This is a genomic window from Persicobacter psychrovividus (assembly GCF_036492425.1).
Classification (GTDB): domain Bacteria; phylum Bacteroidota; class Bacteroidia; order Cytophagales; family Cyclobacteriaceae; genus Persicobacter; species Persicobacter psychrovividus.
Map to the genome: position 1 here is coordinate 77928 of NZ_AP025300.1, position 18140 is coordinate 96067.

At 38.7% G+C, this 18140-nt stretch carries 10 protein-coding genes; all 10 read right to left on the bottom strand.

Annotation, left to right across the window (positions count from 1 at the left end; translation table 11 throughout):
- Positions 1-194 precede the first annotated feature (194 nt).
- Positions 195-1736: a carbohydrate-binding protein gene (locus tag AABK40_RS22835; protein WP_338399476.1), complete on the bottom strand. Its 1542-nt coding sequence runs from the start codon at positions 1734-1736 to the stop codon at positions 195-197.
- Positions 1737-2035: 299 nt separating this feature from the next.
- Positions 2036-2833 carry a helix-turn-helix domain-containing protein gene (locus AABK40_RS22840; RefSeq protein ID WP_338399477.1) on the bottom strand — a complete coding sequence of 266 codons (798 nt, stop codon included), beginning with the start codon at positions 2831-2833 and terminating at the stop codon, positions 2036-2038.
- A 319-nt stretch (positions 2834-3152) separates the two neighbouring features.
- Positions 3153-4826 (bottom strand): glycoside hydrolase family protein, encoded by a 1674-nt coding sequence (locus tag AABK40_RS22845; protein ID WP_338399478.1) that lies wholly within the window; start codon positions 4824-4826, stop codon positions 3153-3155.
- A 186-nt stretch (positions 4827-5012) separates the two neighbouring features.
- Positions 5013-6440 carry a sialate O-acetylesterase gene (locus AABK40_RS22850; RefSeq protein ID WP_338399479.1) on the bottom strand — a complete coding sequence of 476 codons (1428 nt, stop codon included), beginning with the start codon at positions 6438-6440 and terminating at the stop codon, positions 5013-5015.
- 215 nt (positions 6441-6655) lie between these two features.
- Complete coding sequence (locus AABK40_RS22855) at positions 6656-8305, bottom strand: glycoside hydrolase family 43 protein (RefSeq protein WP_421953333.1); 1650 nt, start codon at positions 8303-8305, stop codon at positions 6656-6658.
- Between the two features lie 127 nt (positions 8306-8432).
- Positions 8433-9317, bottom strand: a complete 885-nt coding sequence (locus AABK40_RS22860) for a family 16 glycosylhydrolase (RefSeq protein ID WP_338399481.1) — start codon at positions 9315-9317, stop codon at positions 8433-8435.
- A gap of 211 nt (positions 9318-9528) precedes the next feature.
- On the bottom strand, positions 9529-10383 hold the full coding sequence (locus AABK40_RS22865; RefSeq protein ID WP_338399482.1) for a family 16 glycosylhydrolase: 855 nt from the start codon (positions 10381-10383) through the stop codon (positions 9529-9531).
- 66 nt (positions 10384-10449) lie between these two features.
- On the bottom strand, positions 10450-12255 hold the full coding sequence (locus tag AABK40_RS22870; RefSeq protein WP_338399483.1) for an arylsulfatase: 1806 nt from the start codon (positions 12253-12255) through the stop codon (positions 10450-10452).
- A gap of 36 nt (positions 12256-12291) precedes the next feature.
- Complete coding sequence (locus AABK40_RS22875) at positions 12292-15501, bottom strand: glycoside hydrolase family 2 TIM barrel-domain containing protein (RefSeq protein WP_338399484.1); 3210 nt, start codon at positions 15499-15501, stop codon at positions 12292-12294.
- Between the two features lie 300 nt (positions 15502-15801).
- Positions 15802-17970, bottom strand: a complete 2169-nt coding sequence (locus AABK40_RS22880; RefSeq protein ID WP_338399485.1) for a T9SS type A sorting domain-containing protein — start codon at positions 17968-17970, stop codon at positions 15802-15804.
- Between the last annotated feature and the right edge of the window lie 170 nt (positions 17971-18140).

Here is an 18140-nt window from a genome sequence, read left to right on the forward strand (position 1 = left end):
TGGGACAACACATGTTTACATTAAAACAAATAAAACACTATACTTTTTATAGATAAATTTTTACGTAAATGTTATAAATATGTCTTTCTTAAAAAATATTGTAAATATCGTGACTGGCTATATAAGTACTATATGGAATTAACCTTTGCGAACCAATCACCAGTCACTTTATTCAAAACTTAGACATTACAAAATTAATTTTTTACAAGTTTGATAGGTTTAACTCCATTAACTTTCACCAAGTAGATACCAGGCATTAAATGAGAAATATCAATGGTTTCTTGATAAGTTTTGGCAATAGTATTCAGGAGTATTATACCATTTAGATCTAAAATTTGAATGTTACTTTCTGCGGACAAACCTTCAAGAGTAACTTCATTAGATGTAGGATTTGGAAATAATCGGATATTTGCATCAGCTTGGGGTTCATTTATTAAGGAGGAAAACCTTGCACCACTTGTGTTTCTAAACACAAGACCATCAATATTGAATAAATACGATCCAGTTCCTTTATATACTAAGCGAATGGTCTTAGTCCCCCCATCGATAGTCACATTTCCTGTTGCTACTTTTTTATAATCATCCCAATTAGCTGTTTTAGGAATCTGAAAAGTTCCTTTGGAATGGCCATTGATAGTGAAATCAATCGTCCCACCACTCCCTCCTGAGGAGGCATAAATATCTACTGCATAAGTCCCTCCTCCGGTAGGTATGTTAATATAATGTTCCGACCAAGCGTTATTTTGAATATAACCCAGTGCCTTCTTATTATTAGGTGCAGTAACTACTTGAACGCCATTTGATATTGCTTTATAATTTTCGCCTTCAAGGGTGCCTGGCACATTGACAACGGTCCCTGTCCCTCCGCCACTATTACCTGCTGGGTTTCCGCCTTGCCACACCCTGACAGACCTGACCTGAAATGATGGTAAAATATCAGATACGTTTGGTGCATAAAGCGGAGGAGTATCGGGATGTGTCACCACGTGGGGACTTGAAGAAAAGATGAGTTTCAATGGAACGCTTTCCTTACTGGCATCATCTGGCCGATCGGACCATCCATAGGGCTGTCCATCATAATAAAAAACTACCTGGTTTGGCATCCACAACAAACCCCATTTGTGCCAATTAAATTCATCCCGTGGAGAATTTTTGTCAGTAACGGCAAACTTTTTTGGATCGGGACCACTACCGATGGCCGCTTTATTTCGATAGTGATGTGAACTTGTAGCATTATTATTGGCTTTGAAATTGGTCCACCTACTGTATTCCATAATATCAAATTCGGTAGGAATATAACTTCCTTGGCCTCCCTCCCACAGCCACCAAGTAGGCCAAATTTTTCCTCCTTGCCAAGGAAAATTTATCCCCTGTAGATTAATTCTGATATCTGCTTCAAAATATCCGTATTTTGGGAAAGCACCTCCATCTCCAAATTTTATTTTTGAATCAACCCATCCCCCCCGTCGTCCTGCGGTACTATTACTCAGTAGATCATTATTAATTGTAAGAATTCCATTGGCCACATTAACCATATATCCTTTGAACTGTCCTTCTCCATCACCATTGCCTCCATTGTCTTTCACTCTCCATTTACTTTGATCAAGAGCATTTCCGTAGAAATCATCTTCAAATACAGGATTTCCCCACCCACTTCCTGGCGGTTGGGCATAGCTGACTGAAAATAGTAACGCAATTAAAAAAGTCAGGGTAATTTTGGTTGTTGTTTGGGTCATAGTAGTATTATTTTTGAGTGATTTGAAAAATTAATCAGTCTTTTACAGCCAAATTATTCAGGTACACGAGCGAAAAATTGTCCATTCAAATTCCTTTTGGACATACTCAATGATACCTATGCTGTAATTTGTAACATTCAAAAAAATAAATGTAAGAATGTTTACACTCATCCAATATGGGAAACACGTACTACTTTCTTGTCCCAAATCGTGCCATATATGCACCAATATTTCTCAAAGATTGATTTATCCATAAATCACACATTTACCTGTACATAAAAAACAGGTAAAAAGACAGATCAATCAGACTTTGTAGCTGCTTTTAATTGAAATTCAGTTGGTGATACTCCGAAATGCTTTTTAAATAATCTATTAAATGTGGTACGACTATTCATTCCAACCAAAAAACGGATCTCTGCGACCCTAAAACCTCCTTGCTTAATTAATGCGGCGGCACGTTTAAGTCTTGTTAAACGTATTAATTCTTGAGGAGACATATTGGTTAAGTTTCGTATTTTCCTATAAAGCTGCCTTCTACTCAAGCCCAATTCCGCTATCATGAATTCAATATCTAAGGTTTCATCGCTTAAATTGCAGTCAATTAGGTGGATAATTCTATTTAATAATTTTTCGTCATAAGTAGATAATGGCTCCTCGTTTGTGCTTAATAGATTTTCTGCATAAAAATGACGCTTAAGTAATTTTACATTAAACAATAATTGTTGAATCTTAGCAAGTAACACCCCAATCTTGATTGGTTTGGAGAGAAAGCCGTCAACCCCTACCCGAAAACAATCAATAAGCTCATTATCCGACATGTAAGGAGAAATAAGTATGATCGGGATATGACATGTAGCAGGATTTTTCTTTATCATGCCACACAATTTCTTTCCACATAATTCTGGTATGAATTTATTGCACAATACCAAATCTGGCTTGAGCATATTGGTTTTCTGCAGCCCAATAATTCCATTTTCAGCCAACTCTACCCGATAATTACTTTGAAGGTTTATTTTTAAAAACTCAACCATATCATGGTTGTCTTCCACTACCAATATTAAAGTAGAATTTTCATCAATAACCTTATTATTTAACATTTTTGTTGAATTATATGGTTGAGAGGTTACATGCTAATTCATGTTTGTGGGGCTATATTTAATTTCTATTTGAATTCATCAAAAAGCATCACCATATAAATGATTTTCTCTTTTGCATAAAATTACCGCAAGATGATTATCTCAACTTATTGAACAGCACAATAGGAATTCAAATATTCAATTTCACTACCATTTATAGGTAACCTGTCAAAAATATGACCTCAGCCCAATTAAAAACATAATTTATACCATTTTAGGGGCGTTGAATGCAACGCCCCTACCGATAAGTACAAAAATATTCGACAGGCAAGTTTATAGGCTATCGAATCACAACCTTGCCTTGTAAGATTTCTATGGTTTCTGACTGGGAAATTATGTTCACCCTTACCTTGATGGCCTTGCCTCTATCTTCAACCTTTTTCCCCCACATACTGACCCTTTTACTTTCAAAGGGCTTTAATTTTGATAGATTCGATCTTGTAAGCTCTTTCCATTGGTTATCTTGCTGGTACTCAATCAGTATTTTAGCATTAGCTGAAGTCACTAACCCAAAATTTTCAATATCAATATCTAATTTGATACTGTTTTCTATCAAGGATATTTCAGGGTATTTTGCCGACAGGTAAGGTTCCTTGTAATTCACCCAAGGCAGTCTGCAAAATGCGTAGAGTAATTTACCATCTTTATCACTTCCTAAAAGTTTACCAGCAAAATTGTCAGTATTGAATCCATTACCTTTAGCTTTAAAGGTCAACAGCAAATCGTTTCCTAAACGTTCCTTTTTTGTTACGGTACAACCACCACCATAATCTATTACTTGAGGAGCTCCAAAACGCAATGACTTTATATTTATATCAGTTTGAGGGTTGAAACCATTCTCCGCTTTAATGAGCAACTTGATTTCTTTGGTTTTATCGTCTATTTTTTGATCCCCAATTATGGTGATAAGTTTTCCGACCGTTAAGGGAATACTTATATTTTTTGAGCTGTGGTTATCTGAGCCTCTGTCCTGTTTCTTTATGGTGTCACACACCGCAAAGTTTGCCTGATATGCTCTTCCATATTTATCTTGTAACACCTTAATTCGTTCAAACTTATACCAATCTTCGACCTTGCCATTACTTTGCTTAGCAATACCGGGCATATAGGCTTCTCCATCATCAAGCACCCATTTGATTCCATCCTTAGAGCGCATATAGTATGCAATTCGCCCTAACCAATCATTGACGATCAAATGATACTGTACATTCGTTCGCCAAACAACAGGATCCTCGTACTTACCTTCGTATGGTGGGTAAACAGAACCGTTACTTACCATTTTATAGGTTGACTCACCTGTTTTGCTAATCCATATATCTCCTCCTCTACCGACCATCAGCATTGATCCATCAGGACGTTTGGTAAACGTATTATTTGCCATATGATCTGTAATGGGGCGTTGGCGAGCATCAAATTTAAATTCTTTCTTTATCCACGGGCCATCAATATGATCAGAATAATAATAGTCATGTGCACCAAAGTTATTTACATATAAAAAATAGCCCCCATCGCTCAAATGGTGAAGTTCTGGATTATGTCCATGCCCAATGACTTGAGCAACCCTATAAGGGCCAACCGGATTGTCTGCAACGGCTCGAACTACCTCCGCTTTGGGCCAGGCTAAATGCCCTTTCGGCTCGTCTTCCCGCCAACGACAAACGAACATTTGAAATTTCCCATTATCCTTGATGATGTTTCCACCCCAATAGGAATATTCATTATCCTCAATTCCGTTCTCAACGTGTCGTGGCAGAACCTGCTGTGCTCCCCAAGTATCTGAAGACAATTGACCATGGTCGGGTAAGGGTAAAAACCTATCCTGAAAACGCCCCCCATAGACAAGGTTCTCCCATCCAGCAGGTCTTTTTCGCATAACATCCTGTGAGTTAGCTATTGTATTTATCCCTATAGAAAATAAAAAAATAAGGGAAAATTTGATAAAATTAGTATTCATAAAAAATTATATATAGTCTCAGTACAGAAGCCTAATTTATTGATTACCAACCCAATTAAAGGAAAAAAATACCGTTAAGTCAGGTGAAAATTTAATGGATATATTTTTCACCCGAACTCTTTATGATTCCTCCCCCGACATTACAGCTGGCTATACAAACTTACATTGACAAAAGTCACCTATCAGTTATGGTAAAATTTCAGCAACTTTCCACTGATCAGATCGAAACGAGCTAATCGGTAGCCCAAAAGTATTAAATAAGGAAGGTTCACAATAATTCTTGAAGTTATACCGAACAGCAACCGGCTTTGATACTTTATCACACCGTAAACTTACCGCTAATTTCCCCCAAACTATATGGGCCTTAGCAGGGTAAAAAACCTCATCTTCACCTGCGACCTCAAATCCGGTGATTTCTTTTTCAAAATTATCAAACCCCTGGGGAGCGCCTTTAAAGTGAACAATGACATTTTTTTCTTTCGTTTCAAAATAATCAAAAGTAGGTACATCTGTATTAATCCCCTTAATTTGATAGGTCCTATTTAGTGCAAAATACGCCAACCTGTACCCCACTTCGATTTTTTTGGGAGGGTGAATACAGTTTGACCGCCCCAAATCATCGATACAAATCATCGATGTATTTGGTGTTTCCTGTACTGTTTGTAATTGTGCTTCCCGCAAATATGCTGAGTTAACTCCCCCTTTATAGTGTAATGGGGCGATTTGAACGAAGTAGAATGGCAATTCAGGTTTATTCCATTTTTTCCGCCACTGCTGAATCATCGATGAAAATAAGGCTGTATAATGCCATGGTTCATTTCTATTGCTTTCCCCTTGATACCAAATGACTCCCTTTATCTCAAAAGGAATCAAAGGATGAATCATCCCATTATAAAGGACCGTCGGTTGTTGATAATGTGCTTTGTTTGGATTTTCATCAGGGAGCTTAACCTCAGGGAATTTCTGTGACAATAACGCACGATCCATCCACGCCTCTACACGCGTTCCGCCCCAATCACTGGTAATAATACCAACAGGCGTCCCAAGAGTAGTAGCCAGTTTTTTTGCAAAAGAATAGGCGACAGCACTGAAATTTGCGATCCGTTCAGGTGAAGGCATAGTCCACTGGCCAGAAAACTGTTCAGTAGGAATATTACGTGCTTGATTTTTCACATCGAACAAACGTATAAGTGGCTGGTCGGGGTCAGTAATCATGCTCGCACTTTGATATACTGGTTGATTATATAATCCTTTTAATGGCATTTCCATATTGGATTGTCCTGATGCAAGCCAAACCTCCCCAACTAAAACATTAGTCAATGTAATTTTTTTTTCTGCCTTAACTGTTAGTGAATATGGGCCTCCTGCTTGAGGTGTTTGAATATGGGTAAACCATTTTCCTTCATTGTTGGCTACCGTTGTAACGGACTGGGCATTATCCCAGGAAGCAGATATCTTAATCTTTTGATTAGGCCTTGCTATGCCCCAAATCGCTGCATTTGACTCACTTTGCAAGACCATATGATCCCCAAATATAGGAGGCATTTTTAAGGATTGCGCATTTACTGTAAAGCAGTAACAAATGAAACTAAAGAGGATAAAAAATTTTCTCATAATATTTGAATCAAATAATGAAGATTTAAAACAGCCCAAATATGGGAACGAATGAAGATCATTTAAATAAATAAAAAAGTGTTTTTATACCTATTTCATAATAGAATGTTATCCTTTCTGAAAAATACCTGTACTCCACACGTCTCATTTAGTAAAGTTTGAGAGTCTAAATCATCTATTTATACGCTCAAAACAACTGCATATTTTAAAACAGCCTAATTTATATTTTGATTACTTTTAACTTTATAATTGAACCACTTAAAAGTCGCCTGATTACTACTTTCTTCACCCTGTGAAGTTGCATACATTCCCACATATACACCATTAAACCTTTTTGTTGCTTCATCAGAAAGAATAGTGTAATCCTGTCCAGTAGATAATTCAACCATATTTTTCGTCGTCTCACCGTAAAAAAACTTGATTATGTTTCCAGTAACATCCAACCTTAAAATAACAGAATTTGAGTTATAGGGAATCTCAGCAATTAGTTGCAATGTATTTGGAGTATTCACATTTTGATTATGCACCTTATACAAAATAATGCTATTATCAGTTTTCATTAATTGATAATTGTTCCCTGTCATCCTGTAAACAGAAATCCCGGCCATCTCATTGGATTTATCTGTTGTAAAGTTGAGCTTAACTTCTGCGATAAAATCATGATGCTTAACACGTTGCGCAATAAAGGATGGGTTGCATAATTCGATAAGCGATTCCTTTCGCAAGGAAATCTCCAAATGCCCATTCTTGGTTTCGTACCATTTATATTTAGGGCTTTTTAAGAAATTCCACTGAAGCCCCAAAGGGCTATCAAAAGTATCCACCCCCTTTTGCTTCACCACAGGGCTATAGGGTAAATTTGGTCTTGGCTGATGTGATTGTAATAGGCCTTTTTTAGGATTGAAAATAGGAGTAACTCCAGATTCCTGAACGGTCATTTCTACTTTAGCCAGGAAAGTCTCCCTCGATAAAGTACAAAATCCATCTACTTTCCGCTTAGCTAACATCACACTCCACCATTCCCCATTTTGCGTTTGCACAAGATCTGCATGTCCTGTTTGAACAATTGGGTAGTTCTCTCCTAAATGGCGGTGAGTTAGAACAGGGTTTGCATGATTTGGAATATAAGGCCCCAAAATATTTTTACTATTGAATACCGAGATAGCATGATATTCATTAGTACCACCCTCGCTCAACATTAATAAATACTCTCCATTTATTTTATAAATATGTGGTCCTTCAGCCCATCGTGCATTACTCGCATGTCCGTAAGTAAGTTGCTTCTTTTCACCTAATAGCACCCCTTTATCCGGATCAATCTGTTGCATCCATACGCCATTTTTCCCTGGCCACTCCCCTTCACTACCATCAACAATGCCCGCACCAGTATAATAGCATATTCCGTCATCGTCCCAAAAAAGAGAAGGGTCTATGCCCGGTGCATCTTTAATCCACAAGGGATCAGACCACCCTTTTTCAGGGTTATCCGAAGTAATGATAAAGTTTCCCTTCCCTCCTACCATGGTAGTAATGATATAGAATTTGCCGTTATGGTAACGAATAGTAGGAGCAAAAATACCCTTGGAATTTTGTAGATCATCCTTATACTCGACTTGAGTTGGTCTGGATAACCCATAGCCTATCAATTGCCAATTGACCAAATCGTTACTTTTATGGATGGGCAAACCTGGAAACCACTCAAAACTTGAATTCACCATATAATAAGTATCTCCAACTCGACAGATAGATGGATCTGGATAAAAACCTGAAAGGATAGGGTTGGTGAATTCTTTTGGGGCCTCTTGCGCTGAAACAGATAAAGTGAAAAAGAAATAAATACCCCACAGCAATACGCTCAACTTCATAATTTAAGAATTAATTTAATACACTATTACTTCAGTTGCAAAGTCCCCTTGTCAATTTACTTGGGTTTTAGCAACAAAATACTTAACACACAAAGCAGAATGTAAAGCTCCCCTTGGTGCAAATTTTCTATTGAATAATATCGCTTTCAACCAATTTTGATTGCCAAACCCGTACATATTCTACCTTGTATTGCCCATTCAAACGGTTATCATCTGGCAAGCAGCCAAACCATTTATTAGATTCATTATTCAGTATGATATGCAATGGTTGATGCCAATGGGTATTTTCTGCTTCACGGAATAGGACCCCATCCAAATACCATCGTATAACATCTTGATTCCATTCACAACCCCAAACATGGTAGTCTTTTTTTAGGTCAAATGGCACGTAATATTTTTTGCTTCGGTAGAAGTGCTTTTTAACGTTCCCCTGATCTTCTGGAGATTTAAATACATGAATATTAGAATTTAGATCATGCTCATTGCCCGCTACTCCGGGAGCATTTTCACAAATATCAATTTCAGTACCCCATGTAGCTGTTCCTTTTGTCATCCAAAAACAGGTGACCCAAGGAGCATCCATGGCTTTGATCTTAGCTTCAAAGTAGCCATATTTAAATTGTGTGTGACTGCGGATATATCCACTACTATGAGTATATCCCTCGGGTAGTTGGTCCTTCTCATGTTGATTAATCTTGAATGTTAATTCACCATGATCAACAGTTACATTCCTGCCATCAAAATAGGTAGGCTGTCTCCCTTTCCATGTTCGGCAGTAGTCCTGCCACTTTTTCGGATCTAATTTATTCCCTTTAAATTCATCACTAAATTTTTTATTCATTTTCCACTTTCCCATGTTTTTTTGGTCAGATAGTGGATATTTATTACTCAACCTTTTTGGGGCACCATCAAAGCATATAGAATCAGTATAATACTTTTTAGGTGCTGAAAGTTGAGCAAAGGATTGACCAATGCAGCCTGAAAACAAAATCAAAAACAATAATTTCCTCATAACATATATAATCATCAGGTGTACACTTTAAGAATGTTGGCCTATTACAAATGAAATACCTTAACATTTATAGACATCGAAACAACTTCCTGCTTTTTAAATTGATTTTGCCCAATCAGAAACCCCTTTAAGGAATAATCAAAGGCTTTTCAATTTTTTGATCCAGTAAAAAGTTGCCCCGCTGTCTAAATTATATTCAAATACTGTATTATCATTGAATAACTTCACTCTCTACTTGTTTCGATTGCCAAACACGCACGTATTCTACTTGATACTTACCGTCCAAACGGTTATCATCAGGCAGGCAACCAAACCATTTGTTAGATTCATTATTCAGTATGATATGCAGTGGTTGATGCCAATGGGTATTTTCTGCCTCACGGAAAAGGACGCCATCCAAATACCATCTAATCACTTTCTCATTCCATTCGCAGCCCCAAACATGATAGTCTTGCTTCAGATCAAAGGGAATATAGTATTTACCATTTCTGGAGAAGTGCTTTTTGACATCCCCTTGATCCTTAGGGGATCTGAACACATGTATATTCGAATTCAGGTCGTGCTCATTGCCTGCGACCCCAGGCGCATTTTCACAAATATCAATTTCTGTCCACCAAGTAGGAGTACCATTTGTTAGCCAAAAGCAGGTTACCCAAGGAGCGTCCATTGCCTTAATTTTAGCCTCAAAATAACCATATTTGAATTGTGTTTTGCTCCGAATATACCCACTACTATGCGTATATTCCTCTGGCAATGGGTCATCTCCATGTTGATTAATCTTAAAGGTTAACTTTCCATCTTCAATCGTAACGTTCCGACCATCAAAATAAGTAGGCTGTCTGCCCTTCCATCCTCGGCTGAAATCTTGCCAGCGTTTGGTATTTAATTTTGTGTCCCTAAATTCGTCACTGAATTTTTTATTCTTCTTCCATTTTCCTGAATTCTTTTGATCCGATAGCGGGTATTTATCATTAAGCCGTTTAGGTGCATTATCGAAGGAAATAGAATCAGTATAAAACTTTTTGGGGACTGTCAGTTGTGCGAATGATTGACTGTTAAATCCCAAAAACAATAAAATTATAAAAACAAACCTCATAATACGTTAAAAAAATAAGATGAATAAAATATACACTTAAAAGCTTTTAGTTGATGTTGATTTTTGTGCATACACATAATAAGCTCCAATTTGTTGTCCCTTAGAAGTCTCAAAATTTGCAGATAACTCATAGTTCCCCACTTCCAAATAGACTTTAAAGTTGGCGCTTTGGCTATCAGGCTGAATATCATTAACCCATTTTTTTTCATTTAGCTGAAGTGAAGCCTTGATCATTTGATATTGAACTGATTCTGCTGGTCGGTCGGCAAATTCCCAATGATCTACTGGAGCCTGATCATTAAGTTTCAGATGTGTCTCTTTGGGCCATCTTCTCAAAGCAATTTCATACTCCCCCGCCTGGGTCACATTAATTTTCCAATGCCCTGTTTTAACAATCCCCTTTCGGATAAGGTTCTGATTCCATGGCAAGCCTGCTTCTTCTGCCGTAAACCAATCGTGCGCCGTAAGGACAACTGGTTTTGCTAAGCTTAAGGTGATATATGATATTTTTTCAAACTGGCTTTCGAGGTCTGCCCACCATTCATCATATGCCTTTGTCAATTTCGCCATGACTTTCGGATGCTTATCGGCAATATTGTTCAATTGTCCTGGGTCAGTCGATAAATCGTATAGTTCATGTTGACCAATCAATCTCCAATTTCCCCACATAGTTGAAGATTCCCTGTATTTTTCTGGTATGGCAATTCGCTGGGAATCTGTAATCAACACTCTGTCTTTTAGTTGCTGCTTTGATGCATTGAATATGTCTGTACCGTCAAAATCAATTTTTTGGTTTAGGGTTAAGCCACACATTTTTATTAAGCTTGGCATGATGTCTGTATTGGCCGTCAATTCATTCATATCCACTGACTCAGTCATATTGCCATTTGGCCAATGAATAAAGAATGGAACACGATGCCCTCCTTCGTAAGCACTGCATTTTGTGCCTCTCATCCCTGCATTATAGCCACTTTTCAGGTTACCGTCTTTGTCAAAGGAAGCCCCAAAAGCAGTACCGTTATCTGTCATAAAGATAAAAATGGTATTCTTCGTTATGTTCAATTGATCCAGTTCATCCCTAAGATCACCAATGCGTTCGTCCAATTGGGTGATTAAACCATAAAATCTTGAAACAGTATTGTTCAAACCCATTTTTTTATAAGGTTCACTATACTTTGAATCCACATTTAGTGGGGAATGTGGTGCGTTAGTTGAAAGGTAACAAAAGAAGGGCTGATCCTTGTTCTCCTTAATAAAAGAGATGGCTTCATCAAACCAAACATCCGTGCTGTGCCCGGACTGTTTCTCAGCGACTCCATTACGAAAATAGGTATCATCATAATAGTCATTGCCCCAATAATCGGGGGTTTGACCAACACCACCACCACCATGATACAAGGCTAAATCAAAGCCCCTATCCTGTGGCAAGTATGGGGAGTTATCCCCCAAATGCCATTTCCCAAACATGGCCGTTTTATAACCATTTTCCTTAAAAACTTGTGATAAGGTAACCTCATCTGGAAATAAGATCGAACGGCCCATCACGGTATGCCAGACACCTGTTTTATTCGCTCCGCGCCCTGTCAATAGTCCTGCTCGAGTTGGTGCGCAGGTAGGAGCAACGTGAAAATTAGTCAGGTGGGTACTTTGATTATATAACTGATCGATATTGGGGGTTTTGATATATTCATTCCCCAAACAGGCCAAGTCACCATAACCTTGATCGTCGGTCATGACGATTATGACATTTGGTTTAGTTTGAGTTTCGCTAAATTGCTGGCAAGCCGAAAGGCTTGCCGCAATTATAGCTCCCCATACAAATATTTTGGTTTTTGAATTCATAGACTTAAAAAATTATATCCCATGGGTGCTATGCCATTATTTAGAGGTAATCATTTCTGAGGAAGTATAATTGAACCGCCCCCTTTTCACATATTCGGTTGGTTTACCTGTAACAGGAATCAGTTCTATTTCAAAATGATAGTTGTTAGCAGGAACTGTATATTTCTTTAATGCCCGTGCATTAGGGCTCCATGAATCAATTCCCCCGACTCCTTCTTGAATAAGGTCTGTGTTTACTATCCAGGTATCGGATCCTTGAAGCTCATTGATATGTTTTGCCTGAGCTAAATTTTCCTCAGAATAGCCATGAGCAGAAGCTTCCATCGGTTCAGAAGCTTTAAACATCAATCCCTGCCCTTTGGTATTACTCATCACCAACCACCTTACTTCTGTTCTATTACCATTCTCCGTTGGAACGACATAGTCATATTCAAAATCACTTACCTTGCCATGGAATACATTCACATTTGCCGATTGATTTCGGTCAATGTAATTTTCCCAAGGACCCTTCCCATAGAATGTCATGGACTCAAGGGACTTGTTCAATTGCCACTGAAGCCCAAACCTTAATAAAGCAGGTGTTTTTGGGCCAACAGCCAAATCAGTGGTTATTTGCAATGTCCCATCTTGGTAAAACAAATATTTGATTTGCTGACTCGCCGACGTTTGTTTGTAAGATACTGTTGTCAATACCTCTAAATGATCTTCCTTTTGAAGGAATTCAAATTGCTCAAGTTTAGCATTCTGAACAGCGGTAGCCCATTTTGCCATTGGTTTGTTTTGAGGCTTCCAACCTTGTTCATCGTTATCCGTCAACGCTCTCCAAAAATGAGGTAAAACTGGAGAATCGATGACTTTTTGGCCTTTAACACTGAAAGTGTTCAAAAATCCAGACTGCTTATCCCAAGTAGCTGTTGCATATTTTCCTACCCTGACCATAAGTTCATTATCCCGCTCATTGACTTCAAAATCTCCTTTACGCTTAACCATCATCGTTGGTGCTGCCAATTCATTTTGAATTTCAAAAGAAGCAGTAGCAATTTGATGTTCTTTTTTTGCCCAAAGTAAGTCTTTGGTTGTTTCCAATTCAAGATCCAACCAATACTCTGCTCCAGCAATTTTACTGAACTTTTTGACCGGTATATGCAGTTGCTGACTTTCATTCGGCATTACTTGTGGCAACTTCATGGCTCCTGATTGCAATGCTTTGCCCTCCATTCTCAAAGTCCACCGTAACTGAAATTGATCCAATGAATTAAAGTTAAATCGGTTTAATATTTTGACATCAAATGAGGATAAGTCAACAGGGAAAAATGCGACAGGCTGCTGCACATATTTACATTCATATAATGCAGGCTTAGGGGTTTGATCACTGGCAATAATACCATTGATACAGAAATTATTATCATTGGGTTTGTCTCCAAAATCACCTCCGTAAGCCCAATATTTTTTACCATCTTCATCGGTCATCGCAATTCCCTGATCCATCCAGTCCCAAATAAAACCGCCAATTAGGTTCTTTTTCTGACGGATCAAATCCCAGTACTCCTTCATATTGCCCGTAGAATTCCCCATAGCATGTGCATATTCACACATTAAGATCGGCCGCTTCACACTTTTATCCTCAGCCATGCGTTTTAATACATCGATGGTAGGGTACATCCTTGAGAGCACATCCACATACGGAGGATCATTGGGATTAAGGTAGTTGGCATTGATTTCCTTGCTATTCCAAGGTAAATAATCAGCGTTAGTCGGGTCACCTTGAGCACCTTCATAATGTACAAATCGTGTTGGATCCTGATCTTTTAACCAGCCAGCCATGGCGGCATGATTGGCTCCGCAGCCAGATTCATTACCTAAACTCCAGGAGATAATACTTGGGTGGTTTTTATCCCGTTCATACATTCGAATCACACGGTCCATCATCGAATACATCCATTCATTTCTGTTGGATATTTCACCCCTGACTCCATGTGTTTCGATGTTTGCCTCATCCATCACATAAAGACCATATTCGTCACATAATTCATAAAAATATGGATCATTTGGATAATGTGAGGTACGTACCGCATTGAAGTTGAATTGCTTCAATAGCTCGACATCCCGACGCATATCTTCTCTGCTAACAACTTTACCCGTTTTTTCATTATGATCATGGCGATTTACACCATAAAGCAACACAGATTTCCCATTAACCAATAGTTCACCTTCATTATTGATGGACACCTTCCTGAATCCTATTTTTTGCTTTAACACATCAATGGTTTTACCCGAAGGGTCATTGATCTTCACTAATAAGGTATAGAGGTTGGGCTGTTCTGCAGACCATTTTTTTGGCAATTGGACTTCCTTTTTCAACCAACCAAACATCACATTATCTCGCTGAGGGTACCATTCTTTATTCAGTTGTTTTGCTGGACGACTCAGCTGTTCTGCCCAAACAGGTTTTTGATCTTGATCATAAAGTTGTGCCAAAATATGATACCCCGAAAGGTCATCCTGACGATCGGCATTTAAACGAGGACGGATTTCCACCAGACCATTTTGATAATGGGAGTCTAAGCTTGCTCGTACCGAAATATCCAATAAACCTAACTTGGGCATGCGTTCAATAAATACTGAACGATGGATTCCACTCATCCGCCAATGGTCTTGGTCTTCAAGGTAGGAGCCATCACACCAACGAAGTACTTTGGCTATTAATTCATTTTCACCTGCTTTTACATATGAAGAAATATCAAATTCGGCAGGTAAACGAGAACCTTGACTGTATCCTACTTCCTGTCCATTCACATAAAGATACATGGCCGAACTCACCCCACCAAAATGTAGAATCAGATCGTCCTTGGTCCAATTTTCAGGTATATTAAATTGTGTTTGATATATCCCAGTAGGATTTTCCCTCTTGATATAGGGCATCTCATTGGGGAATGGATAGGTCGAATTAGTATAAATAGGCGTTCCGTAACCTTGCATTTCCCAGTTGGCAGGAACAAGAATTTGTTCCCAGGTTTGAGCTTTAATTTCACTTAAAGTATGCGGAACCTTTTGATAGTCTGTATAAAACTGAAACCCCCATTGCCCATCGAGAGATACTTTGCGGTCCTTCGCCACCTCTTGGCTGAGGGCTTCTTGTTCACTATTGAAAGCTTTTCGGCTGGCTTTCGCATTCAATTTATTGTGCTGAATTACTTGTGGATTTTGCCAATCCTGTGCTTGAACTGCCCAAGCATTGACAAACATGAAACATGTTATCCAAAAACAAAACGTTAAACTTTGCTTTGTCATATCATTAAAAAATTATCACCCAAGACTATTTGTAATTGTCAGGTATTGGAATGAAAAATAAAGGAGAACGCATCTGTTCCCCTTATGTTAATTGTCCTTAATAGTCGCTGCTTCCAACAGTGGTTGAGGTGTTCAAGGATCCTCTCCTAAAAATCGGCCACAAATACTTTGGAGGCGGCTTTTGCTCAACCTACTGCATGTTGAAATTTGCAATAACCTTGGCATTTTGATTTTTTATAGCCCCAATCAGCTCGCTTACATCACGATAATTCGCTTTGAAAACTCACCAGAAAGTCCACTTAGCTTAACGAAGTAGATCCCCTTTGACAAGGAAAGGTTATCCACTCTAAACTGCTTCTGTGCAGATTTAATGCTTTTTTTTTCCCTGATCCTTCCCATCTGATCAATGATCTGAAGTTGATCTACCTGAAGGTTATTGGTATTGACCTGAAAGTGATCATTGACGTGTGTGGGGAAAACTTCTATATCTATTTTACCTTGTTCGTCATTACTCAAAGGAGGAGCAACAAAAGTTTTGTGTGTTCCGACCCTAAGAATCATGGTACTAATCGCTCCCCCGTAATCATCGAAAGTGATTTCTACCGTATTGTTTTCTTTAACCAAACTCATCGGTATTGGCACATCAATCACCCCGAAGAAGCTATCACGGTATTGCTGGTCGGAGCCTGCCCAATTGGTAGGAACAGTTACCGCATGGCCGTTGAACAACATTCGAGGTTGTTTTGAAAGCGCATGATTTCTATTGATCCCAATTTGCAATGTAGCCTCTCCTGAACCTGCCATCAAATCAACTCCATTCATCTGGTAAATCATCTTGCGGCCATCAATGATTTCCACAATTTGGTTTTCGTTGTAGTAGGTCTTGTAGTGAATACTATTGTTTGGTTGAAGTGCGGTATTCATGGTATAGGTCAAAACAACCGTTTCTCCAGCTTCCATATTCAGCGCTTGAGGTGCTATACTTAGCGTTTCTTCCGTATATACCGGCATTTCAGTATCATAAATCTTCAATGCTTTTTGGGTTACTTCATCAAAGTTGCCTAAACCATTAATAAATCTTAAGTCAATCGACTTTTGGTTTTTGTCATCCAAATTATTCAGAATCAAATGAACCTTGTTGTCATCAAGAAAAGCTTGTGTCTGAATATCTGGGTCGCTACTAATATTACTGATTCTTTTTCCTTTAACATCTGACCATAGCGCAAAGAAGTGAATTCTTGGCGTAAATCTCCATTTGGTATTTGGACCAACAGGCTGACCGATTTGCCCGTCAATAGGCACTTTCAAAGCCGCCCCATAAGGCTCATAATTATTCTCTGGATTGATATGCCATATCGCCTTGCCTGTTATAAATGGAATTGCTAAATCAACACGATCCTCACGCTCGATCAGCTCCATCATAATATGGTTAATTGACTTTATAGACTGCACACTTCGTAAATCAGAATAGTGGTCTCCATAGCCCTGTTCAATACCGCCGAATTCAGTAATGGCGTGTGGTTTAACTTTGCCCCACTTAATCATACTATAAGTCTCGATCATATCCAAAATCGCCTTACTGTTACTTCCCGAACGTAAAGTGTGATCTCCTTTGACGTTGATGCCGTCGTAAATGTGTGTAGCAAAAGCATCCATATATTCACCCGCAACATCCATAAACATTTTCATACGACTCTCCCAGTGGCCAAAGTCCCAAAGCTCCATTGAAGGCCATGCACTTGAATAACCAATAACCTTAGTTTTTATTCCTTGCTCATGAAATTCCTTCCCAATAGCACCAAACCATTCAGCCATCCGTTGCCGCATTTTAGCTTCGTCAGGTTGTTCTTCTTTGAACACATCATCCCCTGCATGAACAAAAGGCTCATTCATTGGCTCAAAATGGGATGGCAGCAATTGGTCATTAAAAAATCTTTTAAAATATTCGGCAGCCCATTTCGCTCCTTCATTAGTATCAATACTCCATCGTACCACATTACCAGGGTGCTCAGTAATAACGCTGCGTGTTTTATCTACTGTTGCAGGCGCATGTATATGGTTCATCATGCTATTGATATTCTGACTGGCCCACCCATCAATCAGGTCATCATCGGTTGGGTACTTCCCTACCTGCCCATTATTTTTACTCGCAGCAAAGGAATATGGCCCCCAGAAACTACGGCCAAATCCAATACCGTAAACATCCCTCATCTCCTCCATTTCTTCCAATGTAAAATCTCCGTCATTCCAACGGGTGTGCATATTGAAATACTTGGAACGTTCCAATTCCGTCACCTCTCCAACATACTTCTGGATGCTTGGGTCAATCGTCACGGTTACCCGTTGTGCTACCGAAGTACCCACACTTAGAAGTATCCCGAGTAGAATTAAAAAATGTGTTTTTGTATAAGGTCTATTTCTCATAAGATTATTATGAATAGGTTGAAAAAATGATAGCACAATTAGCACATAAATCTCGGATATCCGTCAAAAAAATGCTTCGGTAGAAGGGGTGGGAAAAATAAGTTATTATTCCTACCGCAGTGATGATGCATCAACACAACCGATATTGGGCGCAAAACGCTGATCTAAAA

Bases quoted from the DNA above. Each gene is read 5' to 3' on its own strand.
- AABK40_RS22835 (WP_338399476.1), bottom strand. From the start codon at position 1,736: ATGACCCAAACAACAACCAAAATTACCCTGACTTTTTTAATTGCGTTA.
- AABK40_RS22840 (WP_338399477.1), bottom strand. From the start codon at position 2,833: ATGTTAAATAATAAGGTTATTGATGAAAATTCTACTTTAATATTGGTA.
- AABK40_RS22845 (WP_338399478.1), bottom strand. From the start codon at position 4,826: ATGAATACTAATTTTATCAAATTTTCCCTTATTTTTTTATTTTCTATA.
- AABK40_RS22850 (WP_338399479.1), bottom strand. From the start codon at position 6,440: ATGAGAAAATTTTTTATCCTCTTTAGTTTCATTTGTTACTGCTTTACA.
- AABK40_RS22855 (WP_421953333.1), bottom strand. From the start codon at position 8,305: ATGAAGTTGAGCGTATTGCTGTGGGGTATTTATTTCTTTTTCACTTTA.
- AABK40_RS22860 (WP_338399481.1), bottom strand. From the start codon at position 9,317: ATGAGGAAATTATTGTTTTTGATTTTGTTTTCAGGCTGCATTGGTCAA.
- AABK40_RS22870 (WP_338399483.1), bottom strand. From the start codon at position 12,255: ATGAATTCAAAAACCAAAATATTTGTATGGGGAGCTATAATTGCGGCA.
- AABK40_RS22875 (WP_338399484.1), bottom strand. From the start codon at position 15,501: ATGTTTGTCAATGCTTGGGCAGTTCAAGCACAGGATTGGCAAAATCCA.
- AABK40_RS22880 (WP_338399485.1), bottom strand. From the start codon at position 17,970: ATGAGAAATAGACCTTATACAAAAACACATTTTTTAATTCTACTCGGG.